We start from the raw sequence: 12,805 nt of genomic DNA on the forward strand, positions 1-12,805 counted from the left end.
TCCGACGCGACCGGGCGAGAGGTGAACGATCAGGCCGTGTGGGTCTTTTCGGCGGCGGTGACTACGTGGCGCATCAGGAGGGCGGTGGTTACCGGGCCTATGCCGCCGGGGACGGGGCTGAGGGCGGAGGCCTTGCCGCGTACGGAGTCCGCGTCTACATCGCCGACGATCTTTCCATCGGGCGCTTCGTTGGTGCCGACATCGATGACGGTGGCGCCTTCGTGGATATGTTTGCCGGTGACCAGGCCGATGCGGCCTGCGGCGGCGACGACGATATCGGCAGCGGAGGTGACGGCGGGGAGGTCCGTGGTGCGGGAATGGCAGATGGTGACGGTGGCGTTTTCGGCGAGCAAGAGTTGGGCCAGCGGCTTGCCGACGATATTGGAGCGGCCGACCACGGCGACATGCCGACCGGCGAGCGGGATTTCGTGATGCTTCAGTAGTTCGACGACGGCCTCGGAGGTGGCCGGGACGAAGCCGTCCAGGTTGGAGGCGAGCAGGCCGAGGGACAGCGGGCTGACGCCGTCGACATCCTTGGTGGCGGCGATAGCCGAGCTGACGTCGTCGAGGGTGACACCGGAGGGCAGCGGAGTCTGCAGCATGATCGCGTCGACGCCGGTGTCCGCGCTGCGGGCGCTCAGTTCGTCACGGATCTGCTGAATGCTCGCGTCCGCGCCGAGATCGATGGTGTCGCAGGCGATTCCGAGACGCTCGGCGGCCTTGCGCAGCGAGTTCACGTACCAGGCGCTGGCCGGATCGTCATTGGCCACGATCAGGGCCAGGCGCGGCGCGGTTCCGCTCGCGGTGAGCGCGGCGGCGCGCTCCTTGGTGTCGGCGTTGATGGCGGCAGCGAGTTCCTTGCCGGACAGCGAAACGGTATCCACGTTGTCACACCTTATCCGGTGCGCCTCGTGGTCGGTTCGAGCGGTCACCCCGTCCCGCCCGATTTGCCCGGAGTCTGGAAATACCGCGCGGATCGCCTCCGGCAATTACCCGACTATGACCTGTACCAGCCGTATCGTGATGCATGCTTGCCCGCAGCTAACTGTCAGCTGACCTACCGCAAACCCCGTTTCACGCGTGGAAAGGTGTCGACTGTAGTGAAGATCTCGAGGCATTGGAAACTGTCGGTCGTGACCGCGTTCGCGGCCGCGACCATCACCGCACTGACCGGCGCGCCCGCCATCGCGGCGCCGAATACCGACGCCCTCTACAACTCCGCCCAGCGCGCCTTCACCGACGGTGACGACGCCTCCGGACGCGCCGTGCTCCGGGAACTGATCGCCGCGGACCCGACCGACGCCGAGGCCCTGGCGCTGCAGGCGATCTGGTCGAACTACGCCAATGACCTGCCCGCCCTGGCCGATTCGATGGCACGCCTCACCGCCGTAAGCCCGGAAATGGCCCAGGGCACCACCAATGTGCTCGGCGCGATCGGCGCCGCCGTGGGCACCCTGCCGAACCCGCTGCCCGCGCTCGTCGGGCCGCAGACCGGAATCGTGGTGCTGGGATACGGCCTGCTCCCGGATGGCACGCTGCGCCCCGAGCTGGTGAACCGGCTGACCGCGGCCTGGCTGCAGGCGGTCGCCTCGCCGTTCTCACCCATTATCGTCACCGGCGGCAACCCGCAGAACGGGATCACCGAGGCCGAGGCCATGCGCACCTGGCTGGTCAGCAAGGGTTTGGCGACCTCCCGGATCAATGTCGAGAACCGGGCCGGATCAACGGTGCAAAACGCGCTGTTCAGCACCAGGATGCTGCGTGAGGTCGGCGCGGACAGCGCGGTCGTGGTCACCTCGCCGAATCACATCCGGCGCGCGGTCGCCGACTTCATTGTCGCGGGCACGCGCGTCATCGGGGCGACCACCTCACTCGAGCAGCTCGTATCGCAATTGCCACCGCCCGCCAGGCAGGCGCAGCGCGGCATCTATCTCGATGCGACGCGCACCTTCCAGCTCGCGACCGCTCGCTGAGACCCCGGCACGCGCGCAACCGGTGTGAGCTCGCACTTTCGGCGCAGTAGAACTGGGCACGAAAGTGCAGCTCAGACCGGTTCCGCGGAAAATCGATTCGCCCGATCGAATATCCGCGCGGCAGGATGTTCCGGTGATACCGACCGGAGACGTAGTCGCGCAACTGCGCGCGGCGGGCTGTGTATTCGCCGAGGACGAGGCGCGGCTGCTCACCGCCGCCGCGGCGGAGACCGGCGCCGATCTGGCGGATCTGGTCGCGCAACGGGTTTCCGGAACACCGCTGGAATATCTGCTCGGCTGGACCGAATTCCACGGTTTGCGCGTCGCGGTCGCCCCGGGTGTTTTCGTACCGCGCCAACGCACCGCCTTCCTCGTCGACGAGGCCGCCGAACTCGCCCGCACGCTCCCCGCCGAGCACCCCGTCGTGGTCGATATGTGCTGCGGTTCAGGTGCATTGGGTCTCGCCTTGGCGAAAATCCTCGCGGCCGAGGGTCGACAGATAAGCCTGGCCGCCGCCGATATCGAACCCGCCGCGGTCGAATGCGCTCGCGGCAATCTCACTCCGATCGGCGCGGCCGTCTACCAGGGCGACCTGTTCGACCCGCTCCCCCGCGAACTGCGCGGACACATCGACATCCTGCTCGCGAACACCCCGTACGTGCCATCGGAAATGATCGCCCAGATGCCGCCCGAGGCACGCGATTACGAGCCGCGCACCGCCCTCGATGGCGGACCCGACGGCCTGGACACCTTCCGTCGCGTCATCGACGCCGCCCGCACCTGGCTCGCCCCGGGCGGTCATTTGCTGGTCGAAGCCAGCCAAGCCCAAGCCCCGCACGCGATCACCGCCCTCGCCGAATGCGGCTTCACCGGCCGCATCGCCGAATCGGACGAGCTCTACGCCACCGTCGTCATCGGCACCAAGCCCGCCGTGCCATAGGCAAAGTCGGCCCGCCTTGTGCCGGGTCCCCTCGACACGCGTGCAGCCGGTCCGGATCAGTATCGCGTTCTACTTCTTGCGGCCGGTGAATTCCTCCATCGAGTGGTACACGCCAACCGAACTCAGAAACAGATCGCGCAACTTGATCGGCAGCAGGCCCGAGATCGCCTTGTTGAGCCGCGACGTCCACGGCAGGATCACCAGCGGATTGCCCGCCTTCATTTCCCGCCACGAGGTATCGACGACATCGTCCTGCTCCAGGATCGGCGTGAACAGAAAGCCCTTTGCGCCATCGAACATTCCGGTATTGATGTAGGTCGGACAGACCGTGGTGACCTTCACGTGGTCGTGGCCCGCCTGCTCGAGCTCGATGCGCACCGAATCCGACCACCCCAGCGCCGCCCACTTCGACGCCGCGTACACACTCATGCGCGGATTGGAGACCAGACCCGCCGAGGACGCGATGGTCATGACCCGCGCCTCGCCGGTGCCGCGCACCATCGCGGGCAGGAACTCAAGCGTAATGTACATCGGCGCAAGTGAATTGATCGCGACCGTCTTATCGATATCAGCGCGATCGGCGGTCTCCCAGAAGTAGCTGTTGCCGCGCACGATGCCCGCGTTATTGACGAGGATATCGATATCGCCGACCGCACCGCGCACCGCCGCGGCGGCCTCGGCGATGGACTCCTGCGAGGCGACGTCGACCACGTAGTGGTGAACGGCCGCACCGCGTCCGGACAATTCGGCCACGGTCTCCTCGAGCGCGGATTCGTTGATGTCCCACAGCACCACCGCGGCGGCGCCCTCGCGCACCGCGCGTTCGGCGAACAGCTTGCCCAGTCCCATCGCGGCACCCGTGACCAGCACCTTCTTATCCGCTACCGTGTCCAGTTTCATTCGTAATCCTCATCTATCTCGAAAAAGCGACTGGCGCAATTACTTCTGGCGAAGCGCCTTCATGACCCCGAAGTAGAGCGTCATCGTTTTCGCCCACAGTTCCTCCGACATTCCGGGCGGCGGCGCGATGGGCAGTAGCCGCTGCACGGCGATCGTCTGGGTGTCGATGTACTTCAGCAAGCCCTCGGGACCGTGCCGACGCCCGGTGCCCGAAATGCCGAGCCCGCCCGAGGGCGCGTCCACACTCCCCCACGCCGCGATGAAGCCCTCGTTCACATTCACCGAGCCCGCATTGATGCGCGCGGCCACCTTGCGACCTCGATCGAGATCCTTGGTCCAGACGCTCGCATTGAGTCCATAGGCGGTGTCATTGGCCTGCTCGACCGCCTCATCGTCGCTGCCGACGCGATAGATCGAGACCACCGGCCCGAAGGTCTCCTCGCGGTACACCGTCATCCCGGGCCGCACCCCGGCCAGCACGGTCGGCTCGTAGAAGTACGGCCCGAGGTCGGGGCGGGCCTTGCCGCCCGCCAGCACCTGCGCCCCCTTGGCCACCGCATCATCGACATGCGCACGGACCGTGTCCAACTGGCGCTGGAATGTCAAAGACCCCATATCACTGGCGAAATCGAGCCCACCGCCCAATTCGATCGCCCGCACATGTTCGACGAACTCGCTGACGAACCGGTCATAGACCTTGTCGTGCACATAGATTCGCTCCATCGACTCACACAGCTGCCCCGCCGAGGCGAAGCAGGCCCGGATCGCGATCCTGGCCGCCCTGGACACATCCGCATCGGCGAGCACCAGCAGTGGATTCTTGCCACCGAGTTCGAGCGAATAGCCGATCAGCCGCTCCCCGGCCTGCTGCGCGATGGTCCGGCCGGTCGCGCTGGATCCGGTGTAGTCGACATAGTCGGCCCGCGCGATCACCTCGCCGCCGATCACCGACCCGCGACCGAGCACCGCCTGCCACAGTCCGCGCGGCAATCCGGCCCGCTCGGCGGCATCGATCGCCCACAGCGCGGTCAGCGCCGTCTGATTATCCGGCCGCGCGACCACGGCATTTCCGGCCGCCAAGGCGGGCAACGCATCGGAAGCGGCCAGGGCGAGCGGATAGTTCCACGGCGAGATCACCGCGACCACACCCTTGGGCCGATGCCGCACATCGACCTGGGTCAGCACCGGCAGCACACCCCGCGGCTTGCGGGTGGCCAGCAACTTCTCCGCGACCGACGCGTAGTACCTGGCATTGACCGCCACATCCCCGACCTCGTCGAAGGCGTGCGCCCGCGACTTACCGGTCTCGGTCTGCACGATATCGAGAATCGTGTCCTGTTCGGCGAGCACGATGTCATGGAATTTGCGCAGTACCGCGATCCGCTCGCGAACCGAGCGCCGAGCCCATTCCCGCTGCGCGCTGCGCGCGGTGGCGAAGGCGGCATCGATATCGCCGGTCGAGGACTGCGGCAGATCCGCGATCTTGCGTCCGGTCGCGGGCGCGAATATCTCGACCGAGGGCGCACCGCCCGCAATCGCGTGGTCGAGCAGGGGTTGCACTAGGGCCGCGGGCAAGGCGGTCGGTTCGGCCAGTTGGCGGGCGGTCGTCATTGTCGGCCCTCTCATGGGTCTGGTGGACGCGGCAGGAGCGCGGACGCACGGCGCGACCATTTCCTGAACACTGGTGTTAGATTAATCATCGGGCCACACCTCATGTCAAGCTGTCGGGTGTGGAACACAGACAGGTCAGGCTTCGAGTTGTGAGGCATCACCATGTCCGCTGACACGTCCCAAACCCATGGCGCGGCCCGGCGCGGCCGACCGCCGCAGACCCAGGAGCAGGCCGAGGAGGTCCGCGCCCGGATCGTGCTCGCGACCGCGGCGGTATTCACCCGCGGCGGCTCGCGCGGGCTCAGCGTCGCCCAGATCATCGAACAGGCCGGACTGGCCCGGCCGACCTTCTACCGCTATTTCGGCAATGCCACCGAACCGCTGCACGTCGTGCTGGACGCCTCCAACGACGGGCTCGTCAACGGCATCCGCACGGCACTGACCGGCCCCGACGAGCCGGTCGAACTCGGTATCCGGCTCATCGACGCCTACCTCGGCTGGGCCCGCGGGCACGGCGCGATGCTGCGACCGCTCTTCGCCGAACTGCACGACCCGGCCTCACCGGTATCGGCCTATCGCGAACGGGCACTCGACGATATCCGCGCGCTGGTGCGCGAAACGTTCACCGAACTCGGCCGCACGGTACCCTCACCGCTCGATCTCGATGCGGCGCTACATGTTTGCGAGTACGTGGTCTATCGCATCTCGGCGGGCACCGCACCGGGCACCGAGCCGGACGCGGAAACCGTTGCCGCCGCACGACTTACCATGATCCGTGTGCTGCTGACCACGCTCGGCACCCGCGCCGACCTCGAATACGCCATGACACTGCCCGCCATCTTCCCGGCGCAGTAGGCCCCTACATATCCAATTCGAGTTCGCCACCGCGAGAACGCGATACGCAGGTCATCATCGCGCGGTCCCGCTCGCTCGGCAGCAGCGCCCGGTCCCGGTGCTCGACGTCACCGGAGAGCACACTCGCCCGACACGTCCCACAGAAGCCCTGCTGGCAGGAATACGCAACGCCCGGCACCGCGCGCCGAATCGCGGTCAGCGCGGACTCGTCGGCCGCGACATCCACCTCGGTCCCACTGCGGCGCAACCGAATACGGAACGGGGCACCATCACGCACCGGCATCGCCGAGAACCGCTCGGTATGCAGCGAAGCGGTCGGATCGTGCAGCAGCAGCACCTTGCGCGCGGCCTCCGCCAAGGCCGGTGGCCCACAGACGTACACCGCGGCGCCGGTCGGTGTCTGCTCGAAGATCATGCGCGGATCCGGGGCCCCGAATTCGTCGTCCGGACGCACCACCACATCACCGCCGGTGAAACGGGCCAGCTCGTACAAAAACGGCATCCGCGTCCGCGAGCGCCCGAAATACATGAGCCGCCACGGTATTCCGGCCCGCTCGGCCGCGGTGACCATCGGCAGGATCGGCGTGATCCCGATGCCACCGGCCACGAACAGATATTGCGGCGCGGCGATGAGCGGGAAGGCATTGCGCGGCCCGCGCACCCGCAGCCGGTTACCGACCCGCAGACTCTCGTGGATCTCCCGGGAGCCGCCGTCGCCACCGGCTATGTACCGCACCGCGATTCGGTAGCAGCTGCGATCATCGGGATCGCTGTTGAGCGAGTACTGCCGCTGCCGACCCGAGGGCAGGAACACATCGATATGGGCACCCGGCGTCCAGGCGGGCAGATCCGCGCCGTCCGGATCACACAGCGTCAGGCTGACCACGTCCTCGGCCTCGGCCTCGATCCCCATGACCGCCAGCTCGAAGTCATAGCCGGTGTGGCGCACCGGCTGTGCCCGCGAAAGCAGCTGCGCCGCTTTACCTTCCGTGAAGACGCGCTTGTAGGTGTCCACCGCCGACGCGATCATCCGCAGCCCGGCCCCCGGCCGGAACTGCTCCACGGCGGTCATGCGTTCGCCCGTGCTGCCGGTGACTGCGCGAGGTAGCGCAGTGCGTTGTCCATCGGACCGAGTTGCGAGGGATGGAATCCCGGCCGCAGATAGCGCGGAATCTCGGTGAAGAAGGTGGTGAAACTCGGTATCACGCCACGCAGTGACGCACTGGCCACCTGGAGCGGCCACCACCTGCCCTTGTTCGGCGACGGGTCCCGATGGAACAGATAGGCGGCCGACATCAGGAACAGCGCGAGCAGTCCCGAACTCGCGATCAGCGCCTGGCGGGCCTTGCGGGCGTAACCGCCGTCGAGATACATGTACGCGTCGTAGACCACGCTGCGATGTTCGACCTCCTCCGCACCGTGCCAGCGGATGAGATCCAGCATCGCCGGATGCATCCCCTTCGCCGCCAGTTTGTCATTGGTCAGCAGCCATTCGCCGATGACGGCGGTGTAATGCTCCATACCGGCGAACAGGGCAAGGCGCTCACAGAGCCATTCGTGCTTCGCCCGGCCCGAGAGTCCGTGGTCGCCGAGCACCCGGTCGATCAACCAGGCGATGCGATCCACCATCGGAGCGACCTCGAGACCGAGCCGCTCCAATTGGTGACGGGCCTTTTCGTGCGAACCGGCGTGCATGGTCTCCTGGCCGATGAAGCCGCGGACCTCTTCCCGCAGACGCTCATCATCGATCAGGGGCAGCGCCTCGGCCAGCGCCTGCGCCATGGCCCGCTCCCCTTCGGGTAGCACCAGATGCATGACGTTGATGATGTGGGTGGCCATGACTTCACCGGGGATGTAATGCATCGGCACCGAGTCGAAGTCGAAGCTGACGTCCCGCGCAGTGATCGCATGAGCCTGATCGGCGTACGTAGTGCCCATCTGATGGTCCTTACGTCTGGTCCCGTAGATCGTCAATGTATTGCCGACATCAAATGCTGTCAACATCACATGATGTCAACTTCCCGGCTATGGGAGGATCGAGCCATGAACGACGCCTCCGATGGATCGATACCGGGCATGCGCCGCTGGCGCGGCACGCCTCCGGCCGACCGGATCGCCGCGCGCCGCGAACAGCTCATCGAGGCCGCCATCGAACTGATGGCCACGATCGGAGCGTCCGATATCTCCATGCGCGGGGTTTGCCGACAAGCCGGACTAACCGAGCGGTACTTCTATGAGAGCTTTCCGAATCTCGACAAACTGTTGACCGCGGCGCTGGAGACGGTCGTCCTCGGTGCGCAGGAACAACTGCTCGCGGCGCTGGCCACCGCGCCGACCGAACCCCGGCAGCTGTTCCGGCACGCCATTTCGGCGTTCACCGATTATTTGCTGGAGGACCGTCGGCGCGGCCAGATCATGTTCGTGGAATCGCAGGCCACGCGGGTACTCGGCGACCGGGGCAACGAACTCATCGAACTGTTCACCGCCCCCATCGCATTGACGATCACATTGGCCGACGGAGCGCAATCCATGCCGGACGAGTTCGAGAACAGCCTCAACTCGAACGCCATCTTCGGGGCGATGGCGTACATGTATCGCCCGTGGCTCGATGGCACCATCGCTATCCCGCGGGAACGCTTCGACGACCACGCGACCAGCGTGCTGCGCAATATCGCGACCGCACGATCGTCAACGGCGCCGCAGACGCGGTGATCCGGCTACGTCTGCGTCGACACCGGATCCCGATCCCGCGCCCGCTCGAACACCATCGCGCTGTCGGTGATCCGCCCGTGGCGCAGCGTCACCACATCGCGTAGGTAGTTCATCCGTAGGCGCCACGGCGCCTTGGTGCCCTGGATCGGGAATTGGCTCGCGGCGCGCTGCACATACCCCGGGTTGAAATTCAGGAACAGCGATGTCGCGCCGACGGACGGATCGCGCACCGGCGTACAGCGGTCGTAGCCGTTGTCGTCCATATGGCGTAGTAGCCGAACGACATACTCGCACACCAGATCCGCCTTCAGGGTCCACGAGGCGTTGGTGTAGCCGATGACGTAGGCGAAGTTCGGCACGTCGGATAGCATCATCGCCTTATAGGCCATGTGCTCCGGAAGCTGCACCGGCCGGCCGTCGACCGCGAGTTCGATGCCGCCGAAGGCGAGTAGGTTCAAACCCGTTGCGGTGATGACGATATCGGCGTCGAGGGTGGCGCCGGAGGCGAGAGCCAGACCGGTCTCGGTGAACGTCTCCACCTTATCGGTCACGATATCCAACCGCCCCTTGCGAATGGCGCGGAAGAAATCTCCGTTGGGCGCCAGGCACAGTCGCTGATCCCAAGGGTTGTAGGTCGGAGTGAAGTGGGTGTCGATATCGAAGCCCGCGGGCAGCCAGCGCCGCTGCCAGCCCTTGATCCGCTTGCGCATGGATTCCGGATACCGTTGGCTCAGTTGGTATATCGCGGTGGCCAGTGCCACGTTCTTGGCTCTCGCCAGCGCGTAGGCGACGCGGGCCGGCAGGAATTTGCGCACCTTGATGGCGAGACCGTCGCGGGCGGGTGCGGAGATGATGTAGCTCGGCGAGCGTTGCAGCATCGTCACGTGCGCACCCTGCTCGGTCAGCGCGGGCCCGAGGGTGACCGCGGTTGCGCCGCTGCCGATCAGCACCACCCGCTTGCCCGCGACATCGAGATCGCGCGGCCAGTGTTGCGGATGGATGATCGGCCCGGCGAACCGCTCGGTGCCCGCGAATTCCGGGGTGTAGCCCTCGTCGTAGCGGTAGTAGCCGGAACAGCAGAACAGGAATCCGGCAGTGAGCGTGACGGTTTCGCCGGTATCGGTCCGTTCGGCGCGCACCGTCCACCGGTTGTCCCGCGCTGACCATTCGGCGCCGACCACCCGATGCCGGAACCGGATATGCCGCTCGATACCGCTCTCGACGGCGGTGGCACGCACATAGTCGAGGATGTCGTCACCGTCGGCGATCGACATCTCCCCCAGCCACGGCCGGAAGCGGTAGCCCAGGGTGTACATATCCGAATCGGAGCGAATTCCCGGATAGCGGAACAGATCCCAGGTTCCGCCGATCGCATCGCGGCTTTCCAGAATCGCGTAGGTCCGCCGCGGGAATGCCCGCCCCAGGTGATACGCCGCACCTATCCCGGACAGTCCGGCACCGACGATGAGCACATCGACGTGCTCGCCAGCGGTCGTCATAGCACTCACCCTCCGGTATTCGGCGGTTGCGGCGTGACGTCGATGCGCACCGACGTCGTCTCCAGCCTATCGGTGACCTCTTGTCTTCGAGAACAAGCCCCCTGACCCACGCCTTGGACAGGCGACCAAAACCGACCGGTTCTCAAGTGCGTGAAGCACAGTGAGGTCACTCACATCGATCGTGCCATCACCCCAGCGTAGCCACGAAAGTTCGCCTGTCCCAGAAGGATTCACTCGAACTGTCCATACCCATTGCTGGTTACCGTCCGGTAGCGTTCGGTCGCACCGACGATCAGAGACGATCCGGAACCGTATTCATCAACGTTTTCCAGGAGCGCAAGTGTCGCATTCTCGGTTCGAATCCATCGGCGCGTATCTCCCCTCGAATATCGTCTCTACCGAGGAGCTGATCTCCAGGCTCGCCGAACCCCCGTCGTTCGATCTCGAACGGATCACGGGAGTGCGGGAGCGCCGCGTCCACGACACCCGACCGGACAGCTACGAGGATTCGTTCGCTCTCGCCATCAAGGCGGCGCAGGACTGTCTTTCCAGGTCACAGTATGCTGCGGCAGATCTCGACGTGATCATCTCGACCTCCATCACGCGCAGCAGGAACGGCACCCGGATGTACATGGAGCCGTCGTTCGCCTCCTCGATCGGCACCCAACTCGGTGCCGACAAAGCCATTACCTTCGATATTTCCAATGCCTGCGCCGGAATGCTGACCGGTACCTACATTCTCGATCGGATGATCCGTTCGGGCGTGGTACGAAATGGCATGGTGGTGAGCGGTGAGGCCATTACTCCTATTGCCGATACCGCGGTGAACGAGATTTCCGAGAAATATGATCTGCAATTCGCCTCGCTGTCGGTCGGTGATTCCGGTTGCGCGATCGTGCTCGACCGGGCGGTCGACGATGCCGACAAGATCCACTACATCGAATTGATGACCGCCTCCGAACATTCGCATCTGTGCCTCGGCATGCCGAGCGATAAGACCCAGGGCGTCGCGCTGTATACCGACAACCGCAAGATGCACAACGAGGATCGGTTCGTGCTGTGGACCGACACCCAGCGCAACTACTTGCAGGCGCGCGGCAGGACCTTCGCCGACGAGAAGTTCGACTACATCATTCACCACCAGTTCGGCGCCGCCGCGCTCCCCTGGCTGGCCGCGATCGGCGAGCGCGAGTTCGGTGTGCCGATGCCGCCGGATCTGCGGGTGCTCCAGAAGTACGGAAACACCTCGACCACTTCGCATTTCATCGTGCTGCACGATCAGCTCAGCGATCAGAAGCTGCCCTCCGGATCCAAACTGCTGATGATCCCCGCGGCTTCCGGCGTCGTGACCGGCTTCCTGTCCACCACCATCTCCTCCCTGAAGGTCTGAGGTCAGCCATGGGTGTGCGCATCAAGTCCACCGGAACCAGCCGGGCCAAGGACACCAACAGCATCATCGAGCACAGCGCTCGCGCGGCGCGGGAAAGTCTGGAGCGCGTTGGTGTGCGTCCCGACCAGGTCGGGGTATTCATCAACGCCGGGATATTCCGTGACTCCAATACCGTCGAACCGGCCGTGTCCGCATTGATCCAGAAGGCGGCCGGCATCGGGCTCGAGTACGGCGAGGACGATCCGCGGACCTTCTCCTTCGATCTCATGAACGGCGCGGTCGGCGTGCTCAACGCCGTCCAGGTGGCCACGTCGATCCTGGAGACCGGCAGCGCCGAGCACGTGCTGATCGTCTCCGGCGATACCCATCCCTCACTCACCCGCTCGGCCGCCGATGCCGAATTCCCCTATGCCACTTCGGGTGCCGCGCTGCTGCTGGAGCACACCGAGGAACCCGTCGGGTTCGGCCGGGTACATATCGCCCGGGGCGCTGGTACGCCCGCCGTGGAGTCGTTCGTGGACACCGCGACCATGGGCACGGTCGGACGCGGCCTGATGACAGTGGTCCGCGAACCGGGTTTCGAGGACCGACTGTTGAACGTCGCCGTCGACGCCGCACAAGCCGCACTCGCCGAGGCCGGACATTCCGACCTGTCGAGCACCGCGCTCATCGCCTCGACCCCGAGCACCGAATTCCCGATTCGGCTCGCGGAAACCCTTGGTATCGAGGCGGATTCGGTGCGAACCGCCGATCTGTCCGAAGGCGATCCGCATACCGCGGCACTGCCACTGGCCTATCACCGGGCGGTCACCGAGGAATCGTTCGCGGCGCACACCCATGTGCTGTTCGTGGCGGCGGGTGCGGGGCCATCGGCCGCGGCCGTGCTCTACCGGTTGCCGGTGCTGGCGGGGACGCCCGCGTGACG

General features: G+C 65.7%; 12 protein-coding genes. 6 read left to right on the forward strand and 6 right to left on the reverse strand.

Annotation, left to right across the window (positions count from 1 at the left end; all coding sequences use genetic code 11):
* Nucleotides 1-29 precede the first annotated feature (29 nt).
* Nucleotides 30-884, reverse strand: a complete 855-nt coding sequence (locus ACQP0C_RS24345) for a bifunctional 5,10-methylenetetrahydrofolate dehydrogenase/5,10-methenyltetrahydrofolate cyclohydrolase (RefSeq protein WP_433723406.1) — start codon at nucleotides 882-884, stop codon at nucleotides 30-32.
* Between the two features lie 249 nt (nucleotides 885-1,133).
* Between ACQP0C_RS24345 and ACQP0C_RS24350 the strand changes: the two genes are divergently transcribed.
* Both ACQP0C_RS24350 and ACQP0C_RS24355 read left to right on the forward strand, forming a co-directional pair.
* Complete coding sequence (locus ACQP0C_RS24350; protein ID WP_433723408.1) at nucleotides 1,134-1,973, forward strand: YdcF family protein; 840 nt, start codon at nucleotides 1,134-1,136, stop codon at nucleotides 1,971-1,973.
* Between the two features lie 133 nt (nucleotides 1,974-2,106).
* Complete coding sequence (locus ACQP0C_RS24355) at nucleotides 2,107-2,913, forward strand: putative protein N(5)-glutamine methyltransferase (protein ID WP_433723410.1); 807 nt, start codon at nucleotides 2,107-2,109, stop codon at nucleotides 2,911-2,913.
* A 69-nt stretch (nucleotides 2,914-2,982) separates the two neighbouring features.
* Here ACQP0C_RS24355 and ACQP0C_RS24360 read toward each other — a convergent pair whose 3' ends face one another.
* A complete protein-coding gene (locus ACQP0C_RS24360; protein ID WP_433723412.1) occupies nucleotides 2,983-3,813 on the reverse strand; it encodes an SDR family NAD(P)-dependent oxidoreductase in 831 nt (276 codons plus the stop codon).
* 39 nt (nucleotides 3,814-3,852) lie between these two features.
* Entirely contained in the window at nucleotides 3,853-5,424 is a 1,572-nt protein-coding gene (locus tag ACQP0C_RS24365) for a succinic semialdehyde dehydrogenase (RefSeq protein ID WP_433723414.1), read from the reverse strand.
* A 162-nt stretch (nucleotides 5,425-5,586) separates the two neighbouring features.
* Between ACQP0C_RS24365 and ACQP0C_RS24370 the strand changes: the two genes are divergently transcribed.
* A complete protein-coding gene (locus tag ACQP0C_RS24370) occupies nucleotides 5,587-6,279 on the forward strand; it encodes a TetR/AcrR family transcriptional regulator (protein ID WP_433723416.1) in 693 nt (230 codons plus the stop codon).
* Nucleotides 6,280-6,283: 4 nt separating this feature from the next.
* Here the strand turns inward: ACQP0C_RS24370 and ACQP0C_RS24375 are convergent, their stop codons facing one another.
* The gene (locus ACQP0C_RS24375) at nucleotides 6,284-7,351 is read right to left on the reverse strand and encodes a PDR/VanB family oxidoreductase (RefSeq protein WP_433723418.1); all 1,068 of its coding nucleotides are present in this window, start codon (nucleotides 7,349-7,351) and stop codon (nucleotides 6,284-6,286) included.
* Nucleotides 7,348-8,217 carry a metal-dependent hydrolase gene (locus tag ACQP0C_RS24380; RefSeq protein WP_433723420.1) on the reverse strand — a complete coding sequence of 290 codons (870 nt, stop codon included), beginning with the start codon at nucleotides 8,215-8,217 and terminating at the stop codon, nucleotides 7,348-7,350. Before ACQP0C_RS24380 ends, ACQP0C_RS24375 begins: the two co-directional genes overlap by 4 nt.
* Nucleotides 8,218-8,322: 105 nt before the next feature.
* On the opposite strand from ACQP0C_RS24380, the gene ACQP0C_RS24385 reads away from it, so the two are divergent.
* The gene (locus tag ACQP0C_RS24385) at nucleotides 8,323-8,991 is read left to right on the forward strand and encodes a TetR/AcrR family transcriptional regulator (protein ID WP_433723422.1); all 669 of its coding nucleotides are present in this window, start codon (nucleotides 8,323-8,325) and stop codon (nucleotides 8,989-8,991) included.
* Nucleotides 8,992-8,996: 5 nt separating this feature from the next.
* On the opposite strand, the gene ACQP0C_RS24390 is transcribed toward ACQP0C_RS24385, so the two are convergent.
* Entirely contained in the window at nucleotides 8,997-10,490 is a 1,494-nt protein-coding gene (locus ACQP0C_RS24390; RefSeq protein WP_433723424.1) for a flavin-containing monooxygenase, read from the reverse strand.
* Between the two features lie 340 nt (nucleotides 10,491-10,830).
* Here ACQP0C_RS24390 and ACQP0C_RS24395 point away from each other — a divergent pair, with 340 nt between their 5' ends.
* Both ACQP0C_RS24395 and ACQP0C_RS24400 read left to right on the forward strand, forming a co-directional pair.
* A complete protein-coding gene (locus ACQP0C_RS24395; protein WP_433723426.1) occupies nucleotides 10,831-11,880 on the forward strand; it encodes a 3-oxoacyl-ACP synthase III family protein in 1,050 nt (349 codons plus the stop codon).
* 8 nt (nucleotides 11,881-11,888) lie between these two features.
* Nucleotides 11,889-12,803, forward strand: a complete 915-nt coding sequence (locus ACQP0C_RS24400) for a hypothetical protein (RefSeq protein WP_433723428.1) — start codon at nucleotides 11,889-11,891, stop codon at nucleotides 12,801-12,803.
* The last annotated feature ends 2 nt before the right edge of the window (nucleotides 12,804-12,805 follow it).

The sequence above is a fragment of the Nocardia sp. CA-129566 genome (assembly GCF_050956075.1).
Lineage (GTDB): Bacteria > Actinomycetota > Actinomycetes > Mycobacteriales > Mycobacteriaceae > Nocardia.